This is a genomic window from Vagococcus vulneris, assembly GCF_003950515.1.
GTDB classification, from domain to species: Bacteria; Bacillota; Bacilli; order Lactobacillales; family Vagococcaceae; genus Vagococcus; species Vagococcus vulneris.
This window is the reverse complement of the sequence record NZ_NGJS01000005.1, coordinates 17,807-43,543: the sequence shown is the minus strand read 5'-3', so window position 1 is coordinate 43,543 and position 25,737 is coordinate 17,807. Positions and strand designations below refer to the sequence as shown.

At 34.8% G+C, this 25,737-nt stretch carries 26 protein-coding genes, 1 pseudogene, 1 riboswitch and 1 other annotated feature; of the genes and pseudogenes, 21 read left to right on the top strand and 6 right to left on the bottom strand.

The genetic code is table 11. From position 1 onward, the window contains the following. Nucleotides 1–4: 4 nt before the first annotated feature. The 16 genes and pseudogenes from pheT to CBF37_RS04770 all read left to right on the top strand — a co-directional run bounded on the left by pheT (nucleotide 5) and on the right by CBF37_RS04770 (nucleotide 15,747). A complete protein-coding gene (gene pheT, locus CBF37_RS04845; protein WP_125983608.1) occupies nucleotides 5–2,422 on the top strand; it encodes a phenylalanine--tRNA ligase subunit beta in 2,418 nt (805 codons plus the stop codon). A 75-nt stretch (nucleotides 2,423–2,497) separates the two neighbouring features. Next, nucleotides 2,498–3,526, top strand: a pseudogene (locus CBF37_RS04840) (3-deoxy-7-phosphoheptulonate synthase). A gap of 450 nt (nucleotides 3,527–3,976) precedes the next feature. Continuing rightward, complete coding sequence (locus CBF37_RS04835) at nucleotides 3,977–4,723, top strand: NADPH-dependent oxidoreductase (protein WP_125983606.1); 747 nt, start codon at nucleotides 3,977–3,979, stop codon at nucleotides 4,721–4,723. A 101-nt stretch (nucleotides 4,724–4,824) separates the two neighbouring features. Beyond that, nucleotides 4,825–5,724, top strand: a complete 900-nt coding sequence (locus tag CBF37_RS04830; protein WP_240626665.1) for a YitT family protein — start codon at nucleotides 4,825–4,827, stop codon at nucleotides 5,722–5,724. Nucleotides 5,725–6,084: 360 nt separating this feature from the next. Next, nucleotides 6,085–6,525, top strand: a complete 441-nt coding sequence (locus CBF37_RS04825) for a MarR family winged helix-turn-helix transcriptional regulator (protein WP_125983604.1) — start codon at nucleotides 6,085–6,087, stop codon at nucleotides 6,523–6,525. 20 nt (nucleotides 6,526–6,545) lie between these two features. Beyond that, a complete protein-coding gene (locus CBF37_RS04820) occupies nucleotides 6,546–7,520 on the top strand; it encodes a beta-ketoacyl-ACP synthase III (protein ID WP_125983703.1) in 975 nt (324 codons plus the stop codon). Between the two features lie 35 nt (nucleotides 7,521–7,555). Continuing rightward, nucleotides 7,556–7,792 (top strand): acyl carrier protein, encoded by a 237-nt coding sequence (locus tag CBF37_RS04815; protein WP_125983602.1) that lies wholly within the window; start codon nucleotides 7,556–7,558, stop codon nucleotides 7,790–7,792. A 77-nt stretch (nucleotides 7,793–7,869) separates the two neighbouring features. After that, nucleotides 7,870–8,835, top strand: a complete 966-nt coding sequence (gene fabK / locus CBF37_RS04810; protein ID WP_125983600.1) for an enoyl-[acyl-carrier-protein] reductase FabK — start codon at nucleotides 7,870–7,872, stop codon at nucleotides 8,833–8,835. A 10-nt stretch (nucleotides 8,836–8,845) separates the two neighbouring features. Beyond that, complete coding sequence (gene fabD, locus CBF37_RS04805) at nucleotides 8,846–9,784, top strand: ACP S-malonyltransferase (RefSeq protein WP_125983598.1); 939 nt, start codon at nucleotides 8,846–8,848, stop codon at nucleotides 9,782–9,784. Nucleotide 9,785: 1 nt separating this feature from the next. Next, nucleotides 9,786–10,520, top strand: coding sequence for a 3-oxoacyl-[acyl-carrier-protein] reductase (gene fabG / locus CBF37_RS04800; protein ID WP_125983596.1), 735 nt, complete (start codon nucleotides 9,786–9,788; stop codon nucleotides 10,518–10,520). Between the two features lie 13 nt (nucleotides 10,521–10,533). Then, nucleotides 10,534–11,772, top strand: coding sequence for a beta-ketoacyl-ACP synthase II (fabF, locus tag CBF37_RS04795; protein ID WP_125983594.1), 1,239 nt, complete (start codon nucleotides 10,534–10,536; stop codon nucleotides 11,770–11,772). After that, nucleotides 11,765–12,256 (top strand): acetyl-CoA carboxylase biotin carboxyl carrier protein, encoded by a 492-nt coding sequence (gene accB, locus CBF37_RS04790; RefSeq protein ID WP_165866636.1) that lies wholly within the window; start codon nucleotides 11,765–11,767, stop codon nucleotides 12,254–12,256. The genes fabF and accB overlap by 8 nt, the downstream gene beginning before the upstream one ends. Before the next feature lie 12 nt (nucleotides 12,257–12,268). Beyond that, nucleotides 12,269–12,697, top strand: a complete 429-nt coding sequence (gene fabZ, locus CBF37_RS04785; protein WP_125983591.1) for a 3-hydroxyacyl-ACP dehydratase FabZ — start codon at nucleotides 12,269–12,271, stop codon at nucleotides 12,695–12,697. A gap of 4 nt (nucleotides 12,698–12,701) precedes the next feature. Beyond that, a complete protein-coding gene (gene accC / locus CBF37_RS04780) occupies nucleotides 12,702–14,066 on the top strand; it encodes an acetyl-CoA carboxylase biotin carboxylase subunit (RefSeq protein ID WP_125983590.1) in 1,365 nt (454 codons plus the stop codon). A 14-nt stretch (nucleotides 14,067–14,080) separates the two neighbouring features. Then, complete coding sequence (gene accD, locus CBF37_RS04775; RefSeq protein ID WP_125983589.1) at nucleotides 14,081–14,938, top strand: acetyl-CoA carboxylase, carboxyltransferase subunit beta; 858 nt, start codon at nucleotides 14,081–14,083, stop codon at nucleotides 14,936–14,938. 14 nt (nucleotides 14,939–14,952) lie between these two features. Beyond that, nucleotides 14,953–15,747 carry an acetyl-CoA carboxylase carboxyltransferase subunit alpha gene (locus tag CBF37_RS04770; protein ID WP_125983588.1) on the top strand — a complete coding sequence of 265 codons (795 nt, stop codon included), beginning with the start codon at nucleotides 14,953–14,955 and terminating at the stop codon, nucleotides 15,745–15,747. A 164-nt stretch (nucleotides 15,748–15,911) separates the two neighbouring features. Here CBF37_RS04770 and CBF37_RS04765 read toward each other — a convergent pair whose 3' ends face one another. From CBF37_RS04765 to CBF37_RS04750, 4 genes are all read right to left on the bottom strand, one after another. Next, nucleotides 15,912–16,766, bottom strand: coding sequence for a YitT family protein (locus CBF37_RS04765; protein WP_125983587.1), 855 nt, complete (start codon nucleotides 16,764–16,766; stop codon nucleotides 15,912–15,914). A 73-nt stretch (nucleotides 16,767–16,839) separates the two neighbouring features. Next, nucleotides 16,840–17,502, bottom strand: coding sequence for a methionine ABC transporter permease (locus CBF37_RS04760; protein ID WP_125983586.1), 663 nt, complete (start codon nucleotides 17,500–17,502; stop codon nucleotides 16,840–16,842). Next, complete coding sequence (locus tag CBF37_RS04755) at nucleotides 17,492–18,526, bottom strand: methionine ABC transporter ATP-binding protein (RefSeq protein ID WP_125983585.1); 1,035 nt, start codon at nucleotides 18,524–18,526, stop codon at nucleotides 17,492–17,494. Before CBF37_RS04755 ends, CBF37_RS04760 begins: the two co-directional genes overlap by 11 nt. 11 nt (nucleotides 18,527–18,537) lie before the next feature. Then, nucleotides 18,538–19,398: a MetQ/NlpA family ABC transporter substrate-binding protein gene (locus tag CBF37_RS04750; protein WP_125983584.1), complete on the bottom strand. Its 861-nt coding sequence runs from the start codon at nucleotides 19,396–19,398 to the stop codon at nucleotides 18,538–18,540. 72 nt (nucleotides 19,399–19,470) lie between these two features. Then, nucleotides 19,471–19,721 (bottom strand) — a binding site (T-box leader). A gap of 127 nt (nucleotides 19,722–19,848) precedes the next feature. Between CBF37_RS04750 and CBF37_RS04745 the strand changes: the two genes are divergently transcribed. The 5 genes from CBF37_RS04745 (at nucleotide 19,849) to CBF37_RS04725 (ending at nucleotide 23,320) form a co-directional block, all read left to right on the top strand. Then, the gene (locus CBF37_RS04745) at nucleotides 19,849–20,922 is read left to right on the top strand and encodes an iron-containing alcohol dehydrogenase family protein (RefSeq protein ID WP_125983583.1); all 1,074 of its coding nucleotides are present in this window, start codon (nucleotides 19,849–19,851) and stop codon (nucleotides 20,920–20,922) included. 84 nt (nucleotides 20,923–21,006) lie between these two features. Continuing rightward, on the top strand, nucleotides 21,007–21,423 hold the full coding sequence (locus CBF37_RS04740) for a DUF697 domain-containing protein (RefSeq protein ID WP_125983582.1): 417 nt from the start codon (nucleotides 21,007–21,009) through the stop codon (nucleotides 21,421–21,423). 157 nt (nucleotides 21,424–21,580) lie between these two features. Then, nucleotides 21,581–22,018, top strand: coding sequence for a hypothetical protein (locus CBF37_RS04735; RefSeq protein WP_125983581.1), 438 nt, complete (start codon nucleotides 21,581–21,583; stop codon nucleotides 22,016–22,018). 373 nt (nucleotides 22,019–22,391) lie between these two features. Beyond that, the gene (locus tag CBF37_RS04730; protein WP_125983580.1) at nucleotides 22,392–22,847 is read left to right on the top strand and encodes a hypothetical protein; all 456 of its coding nucleotides are present in this window, start codon (nucleotides 22,392–22,394) and stop codon (nucleotides 22,845–22,847) included. Between the two features lie 86 nt (nucleotides 22,848–22,933). Continuing rightward, nucleotides 22,934–23,320 carry a YbaN family protein gene (locus tag CBF37_RS04725; RefSeq protein ID WP_125983579.1) on the top strand — a complete coding sequence of 129 codons (387 nt, stop codon included), beginning with the start codon at nucleotides 22,934–22,936 and terminating at the stop codon, nucleotides 23,318–23,320. A gap of 33 nt (nucleotides 23,321–23,353) precedes the next feature. Here the strand turns inward: CBF37_RS04725 and CBF37_RS04720 are convergent, their stop codons facing one another. Next, entirely contained in the window at nucleotides 23,354–24,409 is a 1,056-nt protein-coding gene (locus CBF37_RS04720; RefSeq protein WP_125983578.1) for a hypothetical protein, read from the bottom strand. Next, nucleotides 24,409–24,855: a hypothetical protein gene (locus CBF37_RS04715; RefSeq protein WP_125983577.1), complete on the bottom strand. Its 447-nt coding sequence runs from the start codon at nucleotides 24,853–24,855 to the stop codon at nucleotides 24,409–24,411. Before CBF37_RS04715 ends, CBF37_RS04720 begins: the two co-directional genes overlap by 1 nt. Before the next feature lie 698 nt (nucleotides 24,856–25,553). Beyond that, a riboswitch (TPP riboswitch) is annotated at nucleotides 25,554–25,642 on the top strand. The last annotated feature ends 95 nt before the right edge of the window (nucleotides 25,643–25,737 follow it).

Sequence of the window (25,737 nt, the reverse complement as noted above, 5' to 3'; positions counted from 1 at the left end):
AAAAATGTTAGTATCATATAATTGGTTAAATGAATTAGTAGATTTAACAGACATCCCAGTCAATGAGTTAGCAGATAAAATGTCTCGTACGGGAATTGAAGTTGAAGACGTGATTGTACCAGCTGAGGGGCTGAAAAAAATTGTTGTTGGTGATGTGAAAGAGTGTGTACCACATACTGACAGTGATCATTTATCAGTGTGTCAGATAGATGTCGGTGAAGATGATTTGTATCAAATTGTCTGCGGAGCGCCAAATATTCAAGCAGGCAAAAAAGTTATTGTTGCACTACCAAATTCACGTATTGCAGATAATGTAAAAATTAAAAAAGGTAAAATGCGTGGAGAAGTTTCATTGGGAATGGTGTGTGCTTTGCAAGAATTAGGATATGCTGACAGCGTAGTGCCGAAAGCTTATTCTGAAGGTATCTATTTCTTACCAGATAATGCTGTTCCTGGTGAGCCAGTATTCAGATATTTAGAAATGAATGATCAAATTATTGAATTGTCAGTGACACCAAACCGTGCCGATGCTTTAAGTATGCGTGGTGTTGCTCATGAAGTTGCTGCTATTTATAATAAATCCGTTCATTTTCCAACAAAAACCGTTACTGAAGATGATACTGAGTCAGTTGAAAGCAAAATTAAAGTTACAGTGGATAATGTAAAAGATACGCCAACTTATACGATGCGTGTTATAAAAGATGTAAAAGTATCTGAAAGTCCTTTATGGTTGCAAACACGTTTGATGAATGAAGGTATTCGTCCTGTTAATAACGTGGTTGATGCGACAAATTATACACTGCTGCTATTTGGTCAACCTCAGCATGCGTTTGACTATGATAAACTAGGTACTGCTGAAATCGATGTTCGTCGTGCATCAGACAATGAAGAACTCGTTACGTTGGACGGAGTTGAACGCGCTTTGTCTTCTGAAAATCTAGTTATTACTAATGGTGAAAAACCGATTGCATTAGCAGGAATAATGGGAGGAGAGTCAACTGAAATAGATGACGCGACTACTACTGTTGCATTAGAAACGGCATTGTTCGAACCGACCCTTATTCGCAGAACAGCACGCTCATTCGGCCTATCAAGTGAATCAAGCAAACGATTTGAACGTGGAATAAACACAGCAACGATAATGGAAGCCAGTGATTTTACAGCGTCCTTGATTGCTGAGTTAAGCGGTGGTAAAGTACTCCAAGGAACTGTAATAAGCACACCTTATGAAGCTCAAAGTCAAACTGTGACGATTTCATTAAAAAAAATAAATGATTCTTTAGGGACAGAATTGACTGTTGCAGATATTCTAACTATTTTAGCTAAGTTAGGCTTTGAAACAACCGAATTAGACGAACAATTCACTGTTGTTGTTCCGCCAAGAAGATGGGATATTACAATTGAAGCTGATTTAGTTGAGGAGGTTGCACGTATTTATGGGTACGATAATTTACCTTCCACATTACCAAGTGGCAGTTCACTGCTAGGAAACTTAACACATTCCCAGCAATTAATAAGAGATGTTCGACGAAATCTAGAAGGTTCTGGCTTAGATGAAGCTATTAGTTATGCACTCACGACCCCTGAGTTAGCGGTAAGATTTGTGAAAGAAGCAAAACCCGTTGTCGAATTAGATTGGCCGATGAGTCAAGAACATTCTATTTTAAGACAAAGTCTAACTTCTGGCTTGCTGGTTGATACAGCCTATAATCTAGCTAGAAAGAATAAACAGATTGCTTTATATGAAATTGGAAAAGTTTTTGAATCACGTGGGAAATCAATCTTACCAATTGAAACAAAACACGTTGCTTTAGCTGTCGCTGGTGAATGGCAAACAAATGAGTGGAACACTCAAACGGTTTCGGTTGATTTCTTTACACTTAAAGGGATTGTTGAAGACTTATTATCTATCCTAGGAATGTCTAGACGTGTCAGGTTTGTAGCTACTACAAAATATAAAGATTTGCACCCCGGCCGTACAGCAGAAATTATTGTTGATAACATTGTAGTCGGTTTTATAGGTCAAGTTCATCCGACGGTTGCTAAAGAAATGGATTTAATCGATACGTATGTGTCAGAATTAGATTTGGAAGTTTTATGTGAACTAAGCACAAAACAAATCACATTTAAAGAAGTAACAAAATACCCATCAATAAAACGAGATATGGCTTTATTAGTCGACAAATCTGTAACGAATCAACAAATTATTGATGTTATTATTAGTAAAGCTGGTCGCTTCCTTAAGGATATTCATTTATTTGATGTTTATGAAGGAGAAAATTTAGGATCCGGTAAAAAATCTTTAGCGTATTCATTGATTTATCAAAATGAAGAAGCAACCCTTGTAGATGAAGAAGTTACTTCATCAGTTGAAAAAGTAACAGCAGCTTTAATCTCAGAATTAAGTATAGAAGTTAGATAAAATTAAAGCATATAGAGTAAGGCGACTTTATCAAAAATGTTAAAGTCGTTTTCTCTAATAATTGGGGGATTCGGGATGACGTTTAAAGAAATTGGTTCAAAGATAATGAGTAAAAATGTGATTAAAAATTATGAACTATCAGGAGAAATGTTAGAACTGAAACAAAAAAGAGATAGTGAGTTAATGAGAATTATGACTGGTGACGATCAGCGAATTCTAGTTTTAGTCGGTCCATGTTCAGCGCATGATGAAGAATCAGTTTTAGAATATACCAAAAGATTAAAGCAAGTGCAAGATAGGTTAGTGGACAAGCTCTTTATTATTCCACGTGTTTATACTAATAAACCAAGAACGAATGGTGATGGGTAGAAGGGATTATTACATCAACCTGATGCAGCAGGTAGTGTTAGTTTGATGAAAGGTATTGAAGCAGTTCGTCGTATACATTATCGTGTTATTAGCGAAGTTGGTTTAACAACGGCAGACGAGATGCTTTACCCTGAAAATTTAGAGTTAGTTAAAGATTTACTTAGCTATATAGCAATAGGTGCTAGATCTGTAGAAGATCAAAATCATCGTTTTGTTGCTAGTGGGATTGACCAACCAGTTGGTATGAAGAATCCGACTAGTGGGTATTTGCAGATAATGTTTCATTCAATTTATGCAGCACAACAATCACATGAATTTATTTATAATAATCAAGAAGTAAAAACTTCATCCAATCCGTTGGCACATGCTATTTTAAGAGGTGGATTAGATAAATATGGAAACAATCTTCCAAACTATCATTATGAAAATTTAATTGACGTAAAAAAAGAATATGATAAATTAGGTTTAAAGAACCCATTTGTAGTAGTTGATACGAATCATGATAATTCAGGTAAACAATTTAAAGAACAAATAAGAATTGTTCAAGAAGTCTTGCATCATCGTCAATGGAATCCAGATTTAGCACCGCTAGTTAGAGGATTTATGATAGAGAGTTTTATTGAACCTGGGCGTCAAGATTTAAGCGAAGGTATATTTGGAAAATCAATTACTGATCCATGTTTGGGTTGGAAAGAAACAGAAGAACTATTGGAGTATATTGCTACAAATGGTTAGCCTGTTTAATTGTGAATGAGGTGAGTTGATGTTTACTAAGAAAAACCTGCGACAGAAAATGATGAATTTTATGAAAGAAAGATACGGTCGAAACGATTTATTAAATAGACATATGCTTTTTATTGGGATTATTTTGTTATTAGTATCTCCGTTTATAAAATGGAAATATTTTGTGCTTGTGCCACTGATAGTTTTTCTGTTAATCTATAGTCGGATGTTGTCGAAAAATATAACAAGGCGAGATGCTGAAAATAAAAAATATTGTCGTTTTTTAAAACCTTTGTTATTTAAATGGACTCAGTTTAAAAATCGAAAAGACTTCATTTATATAACTTGTGATTCATGTCAACAAAAATTACGTGTACCAAAACACCGAGGGACCATCAAGATAACTTGTCCAAATTGTAAACATCAACAAAAAGTCCAAACATAATCAGGGGGAACTAGGTAATGAACGAGACAGTAAAAACACAATTAAATCACAAAAGTATTCGGAAATTTAAGATTGAAAAGCTAAGCGATGATACAATAGAAATTTTAACAGCTGTCGCTCGTCATACAGCAACCAGTAATTTTATGCAGTCTTATAGTATTGTTTGTTTGACAGATAAAAAGAAGATGCAGGCTCTTTCAGAAATCTGTAATCAGCATTATGTTGCGGAAGCAAGTCATGTTTTCGTGTTTGTAGCAGACCAACATCGTAATCAGCAAATCGCAAAAGAAAATCAGCAGGAGACTTCAGTCCTAACATCAATGGATCGTTTTATGTTAGGCATGACAGATGCCTGTCTAGCTGCCCAAAACGTTAATCTTGCAGCTGAGAGTATGGGGATTGGAACAGTATTTTTGGGAAGTATCTTAAATGACGCACGCGGTGTTATCGAATTATTAAATTTACCTAAGAAAACTTTCCCGATTCTTGGGTTAGCTTTTGGTTATCCAGATCAAGAACCTCAATTAAAACCAAGGTTGCCAAAAGAAGTCATGTTCTTTGATAACGAATATAAAGTTGTGAATGACATCAAACAAGAATTATCTGATTATGATACAATCGTCACAGATTATTATGATTTAAGAGATGCAAATAAACGAATTGATTCATTCACAAAACAAATTACGGATGGAATGAGTCGTCGACCAGCTAAGCGCATGGATATTTTGAAAGAAGTACAAAAACAAGGATTGCTATTAGATTAAATAGTCGTGAAAAAACAAAGGGAAACGAGATGTTTCTCTTTATTTTTTTGTAAAAAATTGTTACGTTTAACTAGGATTAGTTTATTTAGGAGGGATGAAAAGTGTCGCGTTTTAGTAAAGCATATAAACAAAATGAAATGTTGAAAAGAATTGTTATTTTAATTCTGGCAGGTTTCATGATTTCAGCAGGATTAAACTGGTTTTTAGTACCAGCCAATATTTTTTCTGTAGGAGTTAACGGTATATCACAGCTTCTTTCAAGTGTTATTTTTGAAATAACAAATATCAGTATAAATACAGGTATTTTAATCTTTCTCTTAAACGTACCAATTGCTGTGTTGGGTTGGGTTAAATTAGGAAAGTCATCGACAATTTATAGTTTGTTAACTGTTGTCAGTATATCGCTTGCCGCAATTATTATACCAGTTCAAGAGATAACAGATAATCCGTTAATGAATGCTATTGCTGGTGGTGTTTTGACAGGATTAGCGACTGGTTTAACCATGAAATATGGATTTAGCACTGGCGGGATGGATATTGTGTCTTTAGTTTTATCTAAGACGACAGGTAGAACAGTAGGATCATTAATGTTTGCTATTAATGTTTTAATTGTCGTTGCTGCTGGATTTTTATTTACCTGGGAAGCCGCATTATATACGATGATTTCAATTTTCTGTACAACGCAAGTAGTTGATACTATACACACAAGTCATCAAAAAGTTACTGCTTTAATTACAACATCTAAACCAGATGCTGTGACGAAATCGATTCAAAAGGATTTGGTTCGTGGCATGACTATCCTACCGGGAACAGGTGCATATTCAAGAAAAGAACTAACAGTATTGATGATTGTAGTAACTCGTTATGAGTTATATACTTTAGAACAAGCTGTTTATATAATGGATGAACATGCTTTTATTAATATTATCCCAACACAAACGGTGATGGGACAGTTTTGGAATGAGGATCAACAAAAAAAAATTAAAGATACAATGAATTAAATATAATGTCAAGGAGTTGGATACTATAGGGTATTCAGCTCTTTTTTGATTAGTTTAAAAGTGAAAATATGATGTATAAATAATTTTTAATTGAAAAATATCTAAAAAAAGACTTGCAAAAAAGATAGACTTTGCATATACTTTGATTATCAAATTATTTGATTTTCAAATTAATTTATTTTTTTTGTTAGAAAGTCTTGAAATTTTATTTTCATTCGCATATACTTTGATTATCAAATTATTTGATAACCAAAATAATTTAAGTTAATGCTTTGATTATCAAACTATTATAAAGATTGCTTTTTTATTTTTTTACTCATATACTTTGATTATCAAACAAATATGAAAGAGGCCTGCTGAATGGAGAAAGAATTCAACCTTATCAATACCCAATTAGTCAGAGTTTTTAATGATATTTTGACTATCGAAGAAACTGAGTTGAAAAAAGGCGATTTTAATGATATTTCTATAAAAGAAATGCATACAATAGAAGCAATAGGTATGAGCGGTAGCAAGACGACTGGTGAAGTAGCGAAAGATTTATCGATTACTGTCGGCACACTCACTGTTGCAATAAATAATTTGGTGAAGAAAGGCTACGTAGACCGTGTACGCAGTGATCATGACCGACGTGTCGTAATGTTGAAATTGACGAATCGTGGAAAACTATTTTATCGATCACATCAGAAATTTCATCGTCATATGGTGGATGCAGCATTAGAGAACATGTCTGAAGATGAGAAAAACGCGTTGACCCAAGGATTACAAAGTTTGCACAATTTTTTAAAGCAGTATTATTGATGAATAGAGGAGTGTTCGGAATGAGTTTTCCGATGATAACTAAGACGGCTAAGTATGTGCCAGTTGACGATGTATCAAACAAAGAGTTATCTCAAATAATGGAAACTACTGATGAATGGATAATGTCACGCACCGGTATTTCGAACAGGCATATCGCTTTTAATGAAACAACTAGTGACTTGGCATCTACTGTCGCACAGCAGCTTGTTTCAGGTATTGATTGTCAAACAATTGATTTTATTATTGTGGCAACGATGACACCTGATTTTGCGACGCCTTCAACTGCATGTCTTGTCCAAAATAAGATTGGGGCTGCTAACGCTTTTGCATTTGATATTAATGCTGCATGTTCTGGATTTGTTTATGCATTAAATACAGCAGAAAAATTTTTATCGTCTGGTCGTTATCAGCGGGGAATCGTCATAGGGGCTGAGACGATGTCTAATGTTATAAATTGGCATGATCGAAGTACAGCCGTCTTATTTGGTGATGGTGCTGGTGGTGTGTTGATTGAAAACACTTCAGAAGAACAGCGGTTTTTAGCAGAAATAATTCAGTCTGATGGATCTAGGAGCTATTCTTTGCAAGCGAGGCAGCAAAAGAAACATCACCCGTTTAAAGAAAGTGAAGAAACTGTTGGAGAGTTCCTAGAAATGGACGGAAAGAAAATTTTTGATTTTGTTTTAAGAGATGTATCGAAACAAGTGTCGAATATATTAGAAGAAACTAACGTTCATACTATTGATATTGATTACGTTTTGGCTCATCAAGCAAATGAACGAATTTTGGATATGTTATCAAAAAAAACAAATATTTCAAGAGAAAAATTTTTATCTAACGTTCGAGAATATGGCAACACATCAGCAGCATCAATACCAATATTATTATCAGATATGATTGATAAGGGAACATTAGTATTGAATAGTCAACAACTAGTTGTAATGACTGGTTTTGGTGGAGGTTTAACTTGGAGTAGTTTACTTATAAAATTATAAAAAATAAATTATATATTATCGGAGGAATTATTATTATGTCAACTTTTGAAAAAATTCAAGAAATTATTGTGGATCAATTAGGTAAAGAAAAAGAGGAAGTACAATTAACAACAAACTTTCGTGAAGAATTAGAAGCAGATAGTTTGGATTTATTCCAAATTATGAATGATATTGAAGATGCATTTGAAGATGATGATGTAAAAATTGAAACAGATGAAGGATTAACAACTGTTGAAGACTTAGTAAAATTTGTTGAAAATTGCAGAAAATAAATAATTGTCACATTAAAATAGCTGAGAAGATTATCCTTCTTTAGCTATTTTTTTAAGAAAAATGAGAGGGTGAAAAGATGACACAATCAAGGGTTTGTAAAATGCTGGATATAAAATATCCAATTTTTCAAGGAGCAATGGCGTGGGTAGCTGAGGAGAAACTAGCGAGTGCTGTGTCAGAAGCTGGTGGATTAGGTTTAATCGCATCAGGACATGCACCAAAAGAAATTATTAAAGATAAAATTGATCAAGCGAGAAGTATGACGGATAAAACTTTTGGGGTCAATATAATGTTGATGTCGCCATTTGTAGAAGATATTGTGGATTTAGTGATTGAAGAACGTGTTAAGGTAATTACGACAGGAGCTGGCTCTCCAGGAAAATATATGAAACGCTTTAAAGAGGCTGGAATTATTGTAATACCTGTGGTAGCTTCAGTAGCACAAGCGAAACGCATGCAAAAGGAAGGTGCCGATGCTGTTGTTGTTGAAGGCATGGAAGGCGGAGGTCATATCGGTAAATCAACGACAATGACTTTAGTTCCGCAAGTTGCTGATGCAGTGACAATTCCAGTTATTGCAGCTGGCGGAATCGGTGATGGTCGTGGAGTTGCAGCAGCAATTATGTTGGGTGCTGAAGCAGTACAATTAGGGACACGTTTTTTAATTTCTCAAGAGTCAATTGCACATGATAATTTTAAAGGTAAAGTATTGAAAGCAAAAGATATCGATACTGTTATCACAGGTTTATTGACAGGACATCCTGTCCGCGGGCTAAGAAATCGATTAACAAAAGTATATGAAAAAGCTGAGCGAGAAGAAGGCGGTAAAGCAACACCAGATTTTGATCGTTTGGAAGATTTGGGAAAAGGTGCCTTGAAGCGTGCTGTAATTGATGGAGACACAAAAGACAGCTCACTGATGGCTGGCCAAATTGCAGGTATGCTGAAAAAAGAAAATCAGACATGTGCAGAAATAATTGACGAGTTGATGAAAGAAACAACAGAAGTCTTGAATACAAGAACAGCTTTTTGGAATTCATAGGAGAAAATTTATGAAAATTGGTTTTATTTTTAGCGGACAGGGTGCGCAAATTGCAGGTATGGGTAATGAATTTTTAGAATATTCTGAAACATATCGTCATTCAATGGATTTAGCGAGTAAAGTTTTAGGTTATAACATTATCGATATTATCAACGATAATGAAAAATTAAATCAAACACAGTATACACAACCGGCAGTATTGGCAATGAGTGTCTCACTAATGAAGATGGTTAAAGAAGAATTAAATCTTCATCCTGTTTTATTAGCTGGATTAAGTCTTGGTGAATACACGGCACTAGTGGAGAGCGGAGCATTGTCATTTGAAGATGCCCTAAGGGTAGTTCAACAAAGAGGCCAATTCATGGCTGATGCAGTTCCTTCTGGTCAGGGAGCGATGTCAGCGGTTATCGGTTTAGATCGAATGATAGTTGAGGAGATTTGTTTAGGCGCACAGAGCAAGGGATTAGTCATCGCAGCAAATTATAATATGCCAACTCAGATTGCGATTGCCGGTACATTAGTAGGTGTCGAAGAGGCAGAATTGCTGCTGCATGAGGCTGGAGCAAGGCGAATCATTCGTTTAAATGTCAGTGGACCATTCCATACACCGTTGATGAAACCTGCATCAGAAAAATTAAAACCAATTCTGACTAGCGTTGCATTTCAGGAAATGAAGATACCAGTCGTGACAAATGTTACTGGACAAATTTTATCAAAAGAAACTGATTTAGTTGATAATTTAATGGAGCAAGTCATGTCTCCTGTCTATTGGGAAGACAGTATTCGTACAATGATTGAGAATGGTGTTGATACATTTATCGAGATTGGACCAGGAAAGGCGTTATCAGGTTTTGTAAAAAAAATTGATAAAAATGTCACTGTACAGAATGTAGATTCATTAAAAAGTTTTGATAAATTAAAAAAAGTGTTAAGTCAATTGGAGGATTAATATGTTATCAGGGAAAACAATCATCATTACAGGAAGCTCTAGAGGAATTGGCCGTGAATTAGCTGTATCTTTCGCTAAACAAGGCGCTAGTATCGTGTTAAATGGACGAAGTGCCATTGATCCAGTCTTAGTTGAAGAAGTTGAATCATATGGAGTAAAAACGCATATCGTGATTGGCGACGTTCAATATTTTGATCAAGCTGAGATGTTAATTAATGAGGCAAAAGAGGTCTTTGGTTCTGTTGATGTCTTGATTAATAATGCTGGAATTACAAAAGACATGCTCTTAATGCGAATGACTGAAGATGATTTTGATACAGTAATCAATGTTAATCTAAAAGGGACATTCAATACAATGAAACATGCGTCAAAAGTTATGTTAAAACAACGCAGCGGGATGATTATTAACATGGCAAGTGTTGTTGGACTTGTTGGTAATGCTGGTCAAGCAAATTACGCGGCTAGTAAAGCAGGTGTAATTGGTTTAACGAAATCTGCAGCACGTGAACTATCAAGCAGAGGAATTACATGTAATGCGATAGCTCCTGGATATATAGGAACTGATATGACTGATGTTTTAAGTGATAAAGTCAAAGAACAGGTATCAGAACAAATACCGCTTAGACGAATGGGCACAACAGAAGACGTGGCGAAAGCAGCTATATTCTTAGCAACCAGCCCATATATTACAGGACAAGTAATAAACGTTGATGGTGGAATGGTGATGAACGGATAGGGGGAATTAACGGATGAGACGTGTAGTTGTAACAGGTGTAGGTGGAATAACTCCATTAGGGAATTCAGCTCATGAGTTTATGGAAAATGTTTTATTAGGTAAAAACGGAATCGCACCAATTCAAAAATTTGATGCGAGTGAAACCGGAATAACTGTCGCAGCAGAGGTTATAGAATTTGATCCAACATTGTATATGGAGAAGAAAGATGTTAAACGTATGGATATGTTCTCCGTATATGGTATTGCTACCGCTAAACAAGCACATGTGGATAGTAAACTTGATATAACTGATGAAAATGCTGATCGTATTGGCGTGATAGTCAGTTCTGGTATCGGCGGAATGAAGACGATACAAGACCAAGTAATTAAAATGCATAAAAAAGGTCCTCAGCGAATTGCTCCTTTGTTTGTACCAATGTGTATTGGTAACATGGCGGCAGGAAATATTGCTATTAAACTGGGAGCTAAAGGAATTTGTACGTCGATTGTTACAGCATGTGCTTCGTCAACAAATGCAATTGGTGAAGCTTATCGAAATATTAAACATGGTTATTCTGATGTGATTTTTGCTGGCGGTGCGGAAGCAACGATTTGTGAGATCGGTATCGGTGGTTTTGCAGCGTTGACAGCATTAACTCCAGAACCCAATCCAGCAAGAGCTTCAATTCCTTTTGACAAGGACCGCAGTGGTTTCGTTATGGGCGAAGGCAGTGCTATTCTTGTACTTGAAGAGTTAGAGCATGCAATAGCTCGCGGCGCAAAAATCTACGGTGAGGTTGCAGGTTACGGTTCAAATTGTGATGCCAATCATATTACTAGTCCAAGCGAAGACGGTTCTGGCGCAGGAAAATGTATGGAATTAGCGATGGCTGAAGCTGGTATAACACCTCATGAGGTTAGTTATATTAATGCTCATGGAACGAGTACGCCAACGAATGATGGTGCGGAAACGATGGCCATTAAGTACGCTTTCGGAGATGAAGCATATCGCACACCGGTGTCTAGTACAAAAAGTATGGTCGGCCATTTATTGGGAGCAGCCGGAGCAGTTGAAGCATTAGCTTGTTTAGCAGCAATAAACAATAATTTTATCCCACCGACTATCGGGTTAGAAACACCAGGTGAAGAATGTGATTTGGATTATGTACCTAAAATTGGACGTGAGGCTGAAGTAAACTATACTTTGAGTAATTCACTAGGTTTTGGTGGTCACAATGCCGTGATATGTTTAAAAAAATGGCGAGGTGAATAAATTGTCTTTTCAAGAAGTAAAAGAATTAATGGAATTTTTCGAAAGCAGCAGCATACGCGAATTGAATTTATCAATGGAATCACTGAGTCTGTATTTGAGTAAAAATGAACAAGTAACTCAGCTGCCTGTAAATCAACAATCTATATCAGAAGATAGTTCTTCAACGAATTTGGACGTTTTGTCAAAACAACCGATAATGGCCGATTCAAAGGAATCTCAGGAATCAGATGTTACTCCTGTTAAGTCAGACAGCAAAACAGTAGATGCACCAATTGTCGGTGTCGTCTATACATCAAATGAACCTGGAGCAGCGCCATTTAAACAAGTCGGTGATAAGGTTGAAATTGGAGATACACTCTGCATTATTGAAGCAATGAAAATTATGAACGATGTGAAAAGTGACCAACCTGGCACAATTACAGAGGTTTTGATCAAAAATGAAGACGTTGTTGAATATGGTCAACCGTTATTTACAATAATCTAGGAGGCATTTAACATGCAATTAAACTGTCAAGAAATTATGGAAATTATCCCAAATCGATACCCGATTATGATGGTAGATAAAGTAACTGAATTAGAGCCGGGTCATTACGTTAAAGCAATTAAGAATGTTACTTATAATGAACACTTTTTCCCAGGACATTTTCCGGGAGAGCCCGTTATGCCAGGTGTCCTAATTTTAGAGGCTTTAGCACAAACTGGTTCAATTCCTTTATTAATGAGTGATGAATTTAAAGGAAATACAGGTTACCTTGGAGGAATTGATAAAGTAAAATTCCGTCAAAAAGTTGTCCCTGGGGATGTTCTTGTGATGGAAATGGAGATTATCAAACGTAAAGGTAATATTGGTGTTGGTAAAGCTACTGCATCAGTTGAGGGCAAGAAAGTCTGTCAAGCGTTGATGACATTTATCATTGGGGCATAAGCCTATGTTTAATAAAGTATTAATTGCGAACCGCGGTGAAATTGCGGTTCGTATTATTAGAGGCTGTCGAGAATTAGGTATTAAAACAGTTGCTGTATTTTCTGAGGCCGATCGTCATGCAATGCATGTTGAGATGGCAGATGAAGCTATTTGTATAGGTCCAAGTCGTGCAGCGGATTCATACTTAAATATGCATGCAGTTCTAAGTGCTGCAATTGTAACCGGTGCTGAAGCAATTCATCCGGGATTTGGATTTTTAGCAGAAAACAGCGTGTTTGCGGAAATGTGTGATGATTGTCAAATCAAGTTTATTGGGCCAAAACCTAAAACGATTGATGACATGGGAAATAAAATAAATGCAAGAAAATTGATGATAGAAGCTGGTGTTCCTGTAATTCCTGGCAGTGAGGGTGAAGTTTCAATCTTGAAGGATGCACAAAAAATAGCAGCAGAAATCGGCTACCCATTAATGTTGAAAGCCGCAGCAGGGGGCGGCGGTAAAGGAATTCGAAAAGTATTAAATGCCGACGAATTACCAAGGCATTTTCAGTCTGCTCAACAGGAAGCCCTAGCAGCTTTTGGTAATGGACAGATGTACATAGAAAGAATTATTTATCCAGCTAAGCATATTGAAGTACAGATACTGGGTGATCAGTTTGGACATACCATTCATCTTGGTGAGAGAGATTGCTCATTACAACGGAATAATCAAAAAGTTTTAGAGGAAGCACCAGCTTTTCGATTATCTGAGGTAATACGCAATAAAATAGGAGATGCAGCTATTAGAGCAGCAAAAGCCGTCGGGTATGAAAATGCGGGAACAATCGAATTCTTGGTTGACGAAGAGCAGAATTTCTATTTTATGGAAATGAACACACGAATACAAGTTGAGCATCCAATTACAGAGATGGTTACAGGAATTGATATTGTGAAATGGCAATTAAAAATAGCAGCGGGTGAGCACTTGACGTTACGTCAAGATGATATTAATTTAACCGGGTATGCTATCGAATGCCGAATTAATGCTGAAAATCCTGAGTTCAATTTTGCTCCTTCTCCTGGGACAATTGTTAATTTATTATTACCTGGTGGAGGTTTAGGCCTTCGTGTTGATAGTGGTATGTATAGCGGATATACAATTCCTCCCTTTTATGATTCAATGATTGCTAAAGTCATTGTTCATGCGGAGACACGCGTTGAAGCTCTCTCAAAAATGCAGCGTGCGTTATCAGAATTGGTAACAGAGGGTGTGGTAACAAATCAAGAATTTCAATTAGATTTAATTACCCATCCGAATATTATCAGCGGTGAATACGATACGAGTTTCTTACAAGAAACGTTTCTTCCAACATGGAAAAATGATAGATAGTGAGGTGGAATAATTTGGGACTTTTTAAAAAGCGAGAGTATATCCGAATTACTCCTGCACCTAGCCAACAAAAAAGTAAAGAAATAGCTAAACCAGCAGTTCCTGATAATATGTGGGAAAAATGTCCTGGCTGCGGAAAACCGATTTATCGAAAAAAGATGGGTGTTGAACGAATATGTTCTCACTGCGGTTATTGTTTCAGAATTGGTGCAAGAGAGCGTCTAAATTTAGTTGTTGACGCTGAGAGCTTTGAAGAGTGGGATAAAAACTTAGAATTTGTAAATCCGTTAGATTTTCCTGGGTACTCTGAAAAGCATCAAATAGCACAGAAGAAAACAGGATTGGATGAAGCGGTTATTACTGGAAAAGCCAGCATAGAAGGTAAAGAAACTATTATAGGTATTATGGATAGTCATTTTATTATGGGCAGTATGAGCAGTCTAGTTGGAGAAAAAATTACACGAGCTTTTGAAAAAGCTGAGCAATTAAAACTGCCAGTGGTATTGTTCACGGCATCTGGAGGTGCGCGAATGCAAGAGGGGATTATTTCACTCATGCAGATGGCTAAAATATCGGGTGCAGTAAAATCCCATAGTGATACTGGTTTGTTGTACGTAACGGTATTAACCGATCCGACAACAGGCGGGGTGACTGCAAGTTTTGCTATGCAAGGAGATATAATTCTAGCAGAACCGCAAGCATTAATTGGTTTTGCAGGACGACGTGTAATTGAACAAACGATTGGACAAAAATTGCCTGATGACTTTCAACGAGCTGAATTTTTGCTTGAGCATGGTTTTATTGACAAGATTGTTCCTCGAAACAAAATACGTGAACAATTATCAATTATTCTAGATTTACACGAGAGATGAGGTGGTTCTACTGTATGACAACAAATAAAAGATCTGCTAGTGAAGTTGTCGCTTTAGCACGTGCGGCAGATCGTTTAACTGCACGGGATTACATAAACTTTTTATGTGATACATTTGTTGAGTGTCACGGTGATCGCTATTTTGGAGATGACCAAGCAATTGTTGGCGGAATCGGTAAAATTGATAATATCCCCATTACAATTATAGGTATTCAAAAAGGGCGAGACTTGCAAGAAAATCTTACAACTCATTTTGGTTCCCCGACACCTGAAGGCTATCGTAAAGCGTTACGACTAATGAAACAAGCTGAAAAGTTTAAACGACCGATTATAACTTTTATAAATACACCTGGAGCTTTTTGCGGTATAGAGGCCGAGGAACGTGGTGAAGGTGAGGCTATTGCAAAAAATTTGTACGAGATGAGTCATCTAAATGTCCCGATACTAGCTGTTATTACTGGCGAAGGTGGCAGCGGTGGAGCTCTTGCTCTTGCTGTCGGTAATCAGGTATGGATGATGGAACATAGTATTTACTCAATCCTTTCACCAGAGGGATTTGCTTCGATTCTTTGGAAAGATAGTAGTCGAGCTAAAGAAGCTGCTGAAATTATGAAATTAACTGCAGATGACTTATTTGAATTGAGTATTATTGATAAAGTTATTGAAGAAACGAAAAATGGTAAAACATTGCCTAATGATATCATTCTATCTTCATTAAAGAAAATGTTGCTGCATGAACTTGCATCATTAAGTTCGTTAAGCGAGGAAGAGTTAGTGTTGCAAAGAATGGCTCGTTTCCGTAAATTCTAAAAAATGAACAATAAATAGAGTTTGGAATTTAATAGTAGACCTAAAATATTAGCTCAGTGTGAGAATATAAACTTAAAATTTTAACAAAGATGTTATAGAGCTGTATATTAGATAAAAAAACAACCTCATTATTTTAAATAATGAGATTGTTTTTTTAGTGATGTTTATTTATTTAAAGTGAAACCACGACCCATAACTTCGTTAGCACTATGGATAGTAATAAATGCTTCAGAATCAATCTCTAGGACAGTTTCTTTTATTTCCATAAATTGATCATCATGAATAACAGTCATGATCATTTTATTTTTTTCTAAATTTAAACCACCTTCAATCGGAATATAAGTTACACCGCAACCAAGTTTAATCAAGGCCTCTCTAATTGCTTCATATTGAGTTGAAACAATAAATAGATTTTTCGAGAAGTCAGGTCCTGTTTTTACAGTGTCCACCATGCGACTGCATAAATAAAGTGAAATTAAAGCAAATAGTACCGTCTGAACATTAAATACAAACAAAGCACAAAGGATGACAAGACCGTCGCAGATACCTAAAATAATACCGATTCGTAAGGGAATAAATTTTTGGATTATTAGAGCCAGTAGAGACGTTCCACCAGTTGATCCATTACCTAAGTAGACAATGCCTACACCAGTACCGATAACGATGCCGCCAAAAATACTTGCTAATATCGGTTCTTTTACACCGATATCAACATTTGCAAGTAGAGAAACAAAAACTGGGACAGCTAAACTACCATAGATGCTCTTACTGAAAACTTCTTTTCCTAGCAATAAGAAACACAAAACCAGCAAAACGATATTAGATGAGAATAAAACGATGCTGGGATTCCAATTTAACGTATCGTGCAAGATTATGGTTAACCCATTAATACCGCCAGAAACTATTTTATTAGGCAATAAGAACACATCAAAACCTAAAGCTACACCGAACGAACCAATAGTGATCAGCAGAATATCGGTTGGACGTTTTCCTAAAGTCTGTTGTAATTTTTGAATCATTAAATCAACCTCCAATTTGCATAATAACGTAATTAAATATATAGTGCAAGAAGTTGAAGAATTTGATTAAAAATTACTTAGTATAATAGTCAGCTAATATATCACCAATCCATTGAATAAGCTGGACAAGAATAACAAGAATCATGATGACAATAATTAATATAACTGTTTCATAGCGATAGTAACCGTATTGGATGGCTAAGTCGCCAATGCCCCCTGCTCCAATCGTACCGACCATTGCCGAGTAGCCAAGTAAACTAATAATAGTCAAGACTGTTCCACGAATCAAAGCCGGTAGACTCTCTGGAATGATCACTTCATGAATGATTAATGATATTTTAGCTCCACTGGCTACAGCGGATTCAATTACACCATTCGGTATGTCAGCAAACGATCCTTCAGCTAGTCGTGCATAGAAAGGTATTGATATAATCGATAAAGCAATCGCTCCGCCAGTAGGAGTATAAGGATCACCGAGTAACAAGGTTAGTAGTGGAATTAAGACAACCAGTAATATTAAGAAAGGTAAGGATCGTAATGCGTTAACTAAGAATCCAGAAATACGATAAATTATTGGATTACGGCTAAATAATGGATGATTAATTAAGTAAAGACCTAGACCAATAAAAGTACCGAATAATACACCGACTATTGTGGAGATAGCTACCATATAAAATGTATCAAATAGAGCTTTTGGAAGATTCTCTTGTAAAATCGATAAGGTTTCAGCGTTCATTCTTAGTACCTCCTTTTAAGACTCTTATTGAATGTACATTATTTTTTAATTGAGTATAAGCAGAACCAAGTGCGTGCTGATTTCCAGTAAGATAAACACACAATAATCCAATTGATTTATTTTGAATGTATTCGATTTTTCCATGGACAATGCTGATGTTTACATCACTTTTTTTTGCGATATCAGAAATTAAAGGTTCCAACGTCTGTTCACCTTGGTATCTGAGTTCTATTAGTAATCCATTATCAAGCTGTTCCAAAATTTCAGCAGGAAGCTCTATATTTAAGTAACGATTGACTAATTTTTTTGTTATCGGTTGCTGTGGATTAGCAAAAATATCAAAGGTTGTATTTTCTTCTACAATTTGACCCTTTTCCATAACAGCAATTCTGTTAAATAATCTTTTTGCTACGTCAAGTTCGTGAGTAATAAAAATAATTGTAATTCCAAATGTTTGATTGATCTCTTTTAAGATTAGCAGAATTTCTTCTGTAGTTTCCACGTCTAGAGCACTTGTTGCTTCATCACATAATAGAATTTCTGGGTTATTGGCTAGAGCACGAGCAATGCCAATGCGCTGTTTTTGACCGCCTGACAAGTTGTTTGGGTACACATTCTTTTTATCCAGCAAATCGACAATTTTCAAGAGTTCATCAATTCGCGTATCGATTTTTTCTTTTGGATAATTGCCGGCTTTTAGTGAAAAACGAATATTATCACCAATTGTTTTATTTTGAATTAAATTGAAATGTTGAAAAATCATCCCAATCTTTTGTCGCTTATCTCTTAAAGAAGTGTCTTTTAAGTCAGTAATTGACGTACCATCAATTTTTATATTTCCTGAAGATGGTCGCTGCAGTAGATTTATCGTTCGAATTAATGTGCTTTTACCTGCACCGCTTAATCCAACGATACCATAAATTTCACCACTTTTAACTGAGAAAGTAACGTCATCAACTGCTGTTATTGTCTTCTTTTTTTGTTGAAACTGTACTGTTAAATTTTCTATTATTAGTTTCGTCATAAGTATCCTTTCTATTTAGACCAGAATGCAGGTTTTGTAAAATCTTTGAATTTTGATTTTTTGATTGCTTTGCGGAATTCTGGACCATCTAATACTTTTTTAAGAGTTTTTGCTAAATCAGAAGATTGCTCAGATTCTTTAACAACCACCACATTTTGATATTTTTCTTGAAGTTTTTCTAAGAATAAAGCATCGGCTGGATCAAGTTTTGCAGCCCATGAAAAATTACCTGGAATAAGTGCAACATCGACAGTATCTAACGAACGTGATAATTGTGCCGCATCTAGCGTTTTAAAAGTGAAATCGTGTGGATTCTTATCGATATCATTAATCGTTGCTTTAGTTTCGTCAACGTTCTCTTTTAAGGTGATCAATTTTTCATCAGTCAGTAATTTTAGCGTTCGAGCCAGATTGGATGGATCATTGGCAACTGCGATCGTTGCTTTATCTTTAATATCGTCTTTAGATTTTATTTTTTTAGAATATGCTCCCATTCCTAAAGTAGGTACTTGTTGAACAACAGATAGATTCAAATTATTATCTTTTGAAAATTTTTCTAGGTAGGCAGTATGCTGAAACAGGTTAGCATCAATCTGCCCAGCATCAAGCGCTTTATTCGGTTGAACATAATCGTTGAAGACTTTGGTTTTCAGTTTAAATCCCTCTTTTTCTGTCAGTGGAGAAATAGCTTCCGTGACCATATCACCGTAAGGTCCAGGTGCAACTCCAATTGTTGCTTCTTTTATGGTCTTACTGCTGCCTTTATCTGTTGTTGTCGAGCTTTTCTCTTGATTTTTATTTCCGCAACCTACTGCTAATGCCAGTGTTCCAATTAATAATGAGATACCAATAAACTTTTTGATCTGTTTCATATTAAATTCCTCCATTTTTTTTAAAAGTAACAAAAAAGCTCTCGTCCTTTTGAAATACAGTAAAATATATTTCAAAAGGACGAGAGCTGACGCTTCGTGCAACCACCTTGATTCATTATGTTTTCGCAAACATAATCTCAACCAGTACGAGAATTCCATACTGTGCAACTGTAACGGGTGCACCCGTTAACCATTCGTCAAGAATAAACTCATGATTAATCGCTCAAAGGCCATTGTCAAAATAGTTAATGTATGTTCCTTCTCACCATCAGAAACTCTCTGTAAAATTAACGTATCTCTACTTTTCTTTTCATCGCTTTTTAATTATTGGCATTAATATAACCTTGATAAATAGATAAGTCAATGATTATTTTTAATTGACTTTTATTTTTTTTTGCTTTATTATAGCAATAATTTAATCTTTTTTTAATAAAAAAAGGAGGATACAATATGAATATAGCAAATGAAGTTAGGCCGGGAGGAAATCGTTACGTCAGTTATGAAGGATCAGTGAAAGAATTAGCTGATTACTTAAAACCGTTTAAAAAAATTGCCTTTGTTACGGGAAAAAAAAGCTTTAAAATTTTTAGCGACTATTATCAAAAAGAAATTGATAATGTATTTTATTATGACGGAACAGCAAGTTACGAAGACGGTGAACGATTGTCAAACTTAATAGGAGAAGCTGATGTCGTTGTTGGTATCGGCGGGGGACGTGTGTTGGATACGGCTAAAATCACGGCAGATAATTTAAAAGCAGAAACAGTTTTGGTTCCCACTTTAATTTCCAATTGTGCACCATTTGCACCAGTTGCGGCTGTCTATTATCCAAACCGCAGTTTTAGAGGCGTTGGTTATTTTGAAAAATCTGCTTATCTGACTTTAGTTGATCCGACGTTATTGCTAACAACTCCGGAAGATTATTTTGTTGCAGGCATCGGAGATACATTGGCGAAATGGTATGAAATTGAAGGCATTTTAAGATTTTTAAATGATGAAGAAAAAACAGCTTACATCCGTTTGGCAGTGTCGAGTGCAAAAATGATTAAAGAATTACTGTTGGAAGATGCAGAGCAGGGCATTGAGGATTTAAAGAATCAACAAGTAACACCTGCCTTTATTAGATTAACCGATACTATAATTGCTTTAGCAGCTGAAGTCGGTGGTTTTGGTGGAATTTATGGTCGTTCTGCTGGTGCGCATGCACTTCATGATGGTTTGTCTTATTTGGAAGAAACACATGAAGAACTTCATGGAAAAAAAGTTGCTTATGGTATTCTAGTTCAATTAGCTTATACAGGAGACCTTGGCGAAATTGTCACGCTGCTGCCATTCTATGATAAGGTTGGCTTACCGACAAAGTTAGCAGAATTAAATGTTAGTAATACAGGTTTTGATTACTTAGTTCCGGTATTAAATCATGCAGTTAGTCCAGAAGAGTCTTTCGTTTTATTAGACAGCAGCATTACTCCCGAAAAATTATATGAAGCTATTGTTAAAGTTGAATCATTAGGAAATAAATAAATCCATCTTAAGTCGGATACAATGTTCATCCTTAATCGACTATACTTGTTTATAGACAAGTAAGATTGGGTAGGTGATAAACATATGACGTCAGTCAGTCCAAGCTCAAAAAAAATAATACATACTTTATCTGCGGCGGCAGGCGCAGTAGGTGCTGCACCAATACCTTTTGCTGACTCTGCACTTATTTTACCTATACAAATGACAATGATTATTAAATTGTATAAATTAAATGGGAAAAAACTGACATCTGGAGCTAAAAAAGGCTTATTAACGGCACTAACAGCTTCGACAATCGGAAAAGGCCTTGTTGGTAACTTATTTAAGTTCTTTCCTGGCATTGGAACAGTATCTGGTGGAATTCTAAATGCTTCGGTAGCTGTTGCCTTGACGGAAATGATCGGATTTTCAATTGCACATGCTTTAGAGCATGATGAAATAGATAATGTCTCTGACTTATTGGGAATTGTTGGAAAGGCAGGACGACTAATAAAAAGATAATAAAAGAACTGACTGTCATTTGCAGATAATTTAGCAAATGACTTTTTTATATTTAAAAAGCTCGATATTTTCTTTACATAAAGCAGTTAATCTGTAATACTTTTAAGAGTATGAATTATTTATAGATAAAAATTACAGATAGAATGGGGATCTAATAATGGGAGCCAACCGTAAAAATAAACTTGCAAGTAAATCGCAAAAAATTATGAAAATAGCATGGTGGGTTCTTACAGTACCATTAGTCCTCATTTTTGGAGTTGTGATGACACTTAGTATGTCTGGCTTTATTTCAAAGTCTGAAATAATTAGTTCTATCTTAGGCTTTATAACATTAACGATTATACCGACAGTAATCGGTCAAATAATTGCTTTTTTTGGATTGACAAAAGTACCAAAAATAAGAGGCTGGTTATTATATTATTTGATTTTTGGTGTATTGACTTGTTATACATTAATTTCAGTACTTTATATCATAGGTGCTGTTATCGGTTTAAAAGAAAAAAAAGCGTTATCTAAAAATTCTAAAAAAAAATCTGCAAATAGAAGACATAAGAAAACATCTAATAAATATAAACAAAAAAGCAAAAAGAAATAAAAAATTTTATTTTAGTAGGAGATTTTTTTATTAAATTAAATGAATGTTTATATGTTGTTGTCATTGAAGAATACGCTGAGATACAACAATGTGTATCTAAAGGATTACGTTCGATTTTGATGATCGACATCCTGACAAATTAGAAGTTATGAGTGAAGATGAATTGCTGATTGAGAAATTGCAAATTAATGGTTTTTGAAAATGTTTGGCCAAAGAAAAGATTGAGCGAATTAAAGTGAAGAAAAAAGAGAAACTGCAAAAATATCTGACATACTCAAAAAAACAAAGATCGTTTAATTGATTAGTTATATTCTTAGTTTTTGAATATGCTATAATTTAATCAGTGAATTCAATAGGGCAGGTGGGTATATATATGAAGCAAGAGTCTATTGGCGTATTATTGATTAAAATTGCTTGGTGGGTTCGAACAGCGGTTTTGGTGATTCCGATTACTTTGTTAATCGGACTAGCATCCTCATTATTTAAAACAGAAGACATCGCAGGGTCCGTTTTATTTATAGGTAATCTGTCAGGAGCATTAAGTATTTATGTTCTGATCTTAGTAATCGGACAAGCGATTGCTATGTTTGGCCTAAATCAAGTCTTAATTTCAAAAGATTGGACGATTGTTTTTATCGCGTTAGGAGCTATTAGTGTGATTAGTGTGTCAGGTTTAATGTATGTTTTTGGTGGTGTTTTATGTTTGAGAGAACGGCAAATCAGAAGACAGCATTATATGTCGATTAAAAAAGAACAACATATGTCTCAGAATGGTAAAGTTCGGGTAAAACGCGTAAAAAGAAAGAGAAAAGTAAAAAAGTCATCATAACAATTTATTGATTGTATGGTGACTTTTCTTATTGTGTTTGTTTGTGCAATCACTTACAATTAAATTGAAGATTAAAGGAGGAGACTATGAAAAAAATTATTTTTATTGTATTGGCGACCGTCACATTTATTCTTGGTACTATTGGTATAATATTGCCGTTGTTGCCTACAGTACCGTTTTATTTATTAACATCTTTTTTATTGGTCCGCAGCTCTCCACGTTTACATAGTCGTTTCACGGGAACAAAATGGTATCGACAATATGTGAATGATTTGCTTATAGAGAAAAGAATGACGAAAACTCAGCAAATAAAAGCGTTAATATTTCTATTTTTAATTCTAGCTATACCATTTATCATTGTACCAAATTTATTTATGCGCATTTGCTTAATTACGGTTTTTGTTGCTCATTGTATTTTTTTACCAATGTATCTTAATCGAAAACCGGTTAATTCGATAGTAAATAAAGATTAAAAAAAGATTACTCAGTAAATGAGTAATCTTTTTTTATGTGAACGGTCCATCAGAGTATTGAATAGTTCCGTCAGAGTAAACACGAGCATATTTAAAGATTTTATTATCTTTATCATCACTGGATGATGTCGTATTTTTTTGTTCAATCTTAAATGTACGGTATCCACCCATATCATTTGTTCCAACGCCTAAATCACTGATGTTGTCATCACTTTCGTAAAATTCACTTGATTTAAATGTATTCAAAGCATCCGAAACGTTTGGCGGTGTATTTTTCTTCCGTCGTATTTCTTCATCTTTTTTCTGGCGTTCTCGGTCTTTCTTATCTTGCTCAGCTTGTTCCTTTTTGAGCTTATAATTTTCGGCTTTATAATCGGAAGCACCGGCATATTTATTACTTGGGTTTTCACCGTAAAAATTAGTGTTCATAATAGAATCATATAATTTTGTTCCGATTTCTACAACTGTATTATCAGATTTATCAATTACTTCACTAGGCCAACCATCGTCAGCAAATGGATAGTCTGTATCATATAATGTTTTAAAAATAGTATACGCAAGGCCTGAATCGTTGTTATTATTGACAAGACCTGCAATATGTACTGCTTCATTCCAAATTTCAGGGAAATCTTTTTTTGCTTCTTCTTCGGTAGGCATTTTTTTAACTAGAATATATAAACCATTAGTATTTTTTTGAATCTCTTTACCGGCTGGTGCTTTTTGTTTTTTGATGTTCTTTTCAATGGATACAATCATCTTTTTTCGATCTTTTTCGGCTGCAAAGGCATCATCAATGTATTTATCAAATAAATCCTTTTTTTCCCTTAGTTCATCATCAACTTTTTTATAGGCTCCGGTAATTTTTTCATAGTAATCTTTATTATCTTTATTTGTATAATTAATAGTATCAATTTTTTCTTTCATCCGATTAATATTGTCTTGATTATCTGTAAGTTTTTGTAGGGAATCCTCTCCGGTTTTTTTATATGAGTATACGGTAAAGCCAGATGTAATGAACATTAATATGATGAGGCCAATAAATAAATAATCATGCTTTTCCTTTTTTCTTTGTTTTCTTCGCTCATCCACTAGTCAATTTCCCCCTTTGCACTGTTATATAGGGTATCTCTTGCTTCGGATTTCGATGTATAGGGAGGTGTTAGTTGTATAAGACTGTTGAAAGTATTTATTTGTGTTTTTAAATCTTTGCTTTTAGCTGGTTCCTTATAAGAATCAATAGCCTTAGTGTAAGGTGATAATTGTGCATCAGCCTTTTTATCAGCCAAGTCATAAATATCGATATCTTTTGTGAAGCTATCGGTATCACGCTGCATTTTTTCAAGTTTTTTTGTATTAGTATATTCATCTTTGAGGCGGTTAGCCTCATCTAAATCAGCTTTAACTTTTTTTACCTGATTGTCTGATTTAACAATTTGTTTATAGGTTAAGTTAACTTGGAACATATAAAAACATTCGCCTGCAATAATAAGAACAAACAAAAACATTATGAAGTATTTTTTTTTAGTACGTTTCATGTTATAGGACACTCCTTTTTTTAAACCTACTAATTATTTTAACGTAAATTGAAAATAAAACTAGTTATTATGAGAAAAAAATTTAAAATTATATAATTATCAATAGAAAAGACTTCTATAATCGTAGTGCAAACCTTTTTGGGTTACAAATGACTAAGTATCTCCAAGTAAATAAAGTTATTAGTATTTTTTTGTACGTCTGATAAACTGATGAGTAAAGAATTGACATGTGTTTATTCTTTTTAAGAGCAGATTGGAAGAGGAAGCCTTAAATCCGTAATGTCCAGTATTGGCTAAAAAGATCGACTTAAAAAAATAACAAATTTCTGTTTTTTATATAAAATATTAGTAAGAAAACTAGTTTATGTGTCAAATGGTTATTTTAAAATATTGATATTTTCAAAAATATTTGTACGATTTATTTTGATATATTCTTTAGAAAACAAAATATTATCATGGATGTTTTCAATTAAGGATGCTGTCCAGATGATTGGTGCGTCCAAACGACACATTCGCCGGTATCAGTATATTTGAAAATATAGAATAAATCAGGAAAGAAGATAAAAGGATTGAAATAATCTACATAGAGTTGTTGAAAAATTTAGCAGATGAATGATAGTAAATAAAAGCAAATAGGAAAATTACACAAATTAGTGGTCATATCTAATTTTTAATGATATACTGACTTTACATTTAAATAGAAACATTTGGGGTGCGTTAAGCTGAGATTATACCCGTGGAATCTGCTCCAGTTAGTACTGGCGAAGAGAAATGTCTGTGAATAATTAGAACTGTTAATTATCGTTTTTTCGCCTGTTCATATTTGATATGAATAGGTTTTTTTATTAAAGTGGGTTACTTTAATAAACAGTTGAGATTAAC

Coding starts and splice junctions, on each gene's coding strand:
- pheT (WP_125983608.1), top strand. CDS start 5: ATGTTAGTATCATATAATTGGTTAAATGAATTAGTAGATTTAACAGAC.
- CBF37_RS04835 (WP_125983606.1), top strand. CDS start 3,977: ATGAACGAGACAGTAAAAACACAATTAAATCACAAAAGTATTCGGAAA.
- CBF37_RS04825 (WP_125983604.1), top strand. CDS start 6,085: ATGGAGAAAGAATTCAACCTTATCAATACCCAATTAGTCAGAGTTTTT.
- CBF37_RS04820 (WP_125983703.1), top strand. CDS start 6,546: ATGAGTTTTCCGATGATAACTAAGACGGCTAAGTATGTGCCAGTTGAC.
- CBF37_RS04815 (WP_125983602.1), top strand. CDS start 7,556: ATGTCAACTTTTGAAAAAATTCAAGAAATTATTGTGGATCAATTAGGT.
- fabK (WP_125983600.1), top strand. CDS start 7,870: ATGACACAATCAAGGGTTTGTAAAATGCTGGATATAAAATATCCAATT.
- fabD (WP_125983598.1), top strand. CDS start 8,846: ATGAAAATTGGTTTTATTTTTAGCGGACAGGGTGCGCAAATTGCAGGT.
- fabG (WP_125983596.1), top strand. CDS start 9,786: ATGTTATCAGGGAAAACAATCATCATTACAGGAAGCTCTAGAGGAATT.
- fabF (WP_125983594.1), top strand. CDS start 10,534: ATGAGACGTGTAGTTGTAACAGGTGTAGGTGGAATAACTCCATTAGGG.
- fabZ (WP_125983591.1), top strand. CDS start 12,269: ATGCAATTAAACTGTCAAGAAATTATGGAAATTATCCCAAATCGATAC.
- accC (WP_125983590.1), top strand. CDS start 12,702: ATGTTTAATAAAGTATTAATTGCGAACCGCGGTGAAATTGCGGTTCGT.
- CBF37_RS04770 (WP_125983588.1), top strand. CDS start 14,953: ATGACAACAAATAAAAGATCTGCTAGTGAAGTTGTCGCTTTAGCACGT.
- CBF37_RS04765 (WP_125983587.1), bottom strand. CDS start 16,766: ATGATTCAAAAATTACAACAGACTTTAGGAAAACGTCCAACCGATATT.
- CBF37_RS04760 (WP_125983586.1), bottom strand. CDS start 17,502: ATGAACGCTGAAACCTTATCGATTTTACAAGAGAATCTTCCAAAAGCT.
- CBF37_RS04755 (WP_125983585.1), bottom strand. CDS start 18,526: ATGACGAAACTAATAATAGAAAATTTAACAGTACAGTTTCAACAAAAA.
- CBF37_RS04750 (WP_125983584.1), bottom strand. CDS start 19,398: ATGAAACAGATCAAAAAGTTTATTGGTATCTCATTATTAATTGGAACA.
- CBF37_RS04745 (WP_125983583.1), top strand. CDS start 19,849: ATGAATATAGCAAATGAAGTTAGGCCGGGAGGAAATCGTTACGTCAGT.
- CBF37_RS04740 (WP_125983582.1), top strand. CDS start 21,007: ATGACGTCAGTCAGTCCAAGCTCAAAAAAAATAATACATACTTTATCT.
- CBF37_RS04735 (WP_125983581.1), top strand. CDS start 21,581: ATGGGAGCCAACCGTAAAAATAAACTTGCAAGTAAATCGCAAAAAATT.
- CBF37_RS04730 (WP_125983580.1), top strand. CDS start 22,392: ATGAAGCAAGAGTCTATTGGCGTATTATTGATTAAAATTGCTTGGTGG.
- CBF37_RS04725 (WP_125983579.1), top strand. CDS start 22,934: ATGAAAAAAATTATTTTTATTGTATTGGCGACCGTCACATTTATTCTT.
- CBF37_RS04715 (WP_125983577.1), bottom strand. CDS start 24,855: ATGAAACGTACTAAAAAAAAATACTTCATAATGTTTTTGTTTGTTCTT.